Annotated in this window: 1 pseudogene; it reads right to left on the reverse strand. The window is 64.7% G+C overall.

The features are described from left to right. Nucleotides 1-233: 233 nt before the first annotated feature. Nucleotides 234-519 (reverse strand): annotated as a pseudogene (locus tag C0461_RS14405) (glucose-6-phosphate dehydrogenase); the annotation flags it as partial.

Here is a 519-nt window from a genome sequence, read left to right on the forward strand (position 1 = left end):
GTCGGAGATATTCGCATAGCCGCCGATAGCTCAAAATTTTCCGCTCATCCCCGCGAACGCGGGGACCCAGTGCTTTGGGTGTTGAAGCGGACAACGATAATTCGCTGATCGCCGGTCCTGAAGCGCCAGCGTCAAGCTGGACAGAACTGGGTCCCCGCTTTCGAGGGGATGAGCGGTACTGAAAATTGCGCGCAGCCTTCTCCCAGCGGGAGAGGGATTCGTGATCCTGCATCCTACTCATTCCACGCCCGTCCGTTGCGGATCATCAGATCGAAGGCGCCGGAGGGGCCCCAGGTTCCCGCCTCATAGGGTTCGGGCTTCATCTCGGCGGCGCGCCAGGCGGCGGATACGCCGTCGACCCACTCCCAGGCCTTCTCTGCCTCGTCGCGGCGCACGAACAGGGTGGAGTCGCCGTTCAGGGCGTCCAGCAGCAGGCGCTCATAGGCGATGCGGCGGCGCGGCGGGCGGGCGCTCTTGCCCTCCATGCCCCAGGACAGGGACATGCGGATGGGCTGCAGA

Source organism: Brevundimonas sp. (assembly GCF_013823285.1).
Lineage (GTDB): Bacteria > Pseudomonadota > Alphaproteobacteria > Caulobacterales > Caulobacteraceae > Brevundimonas.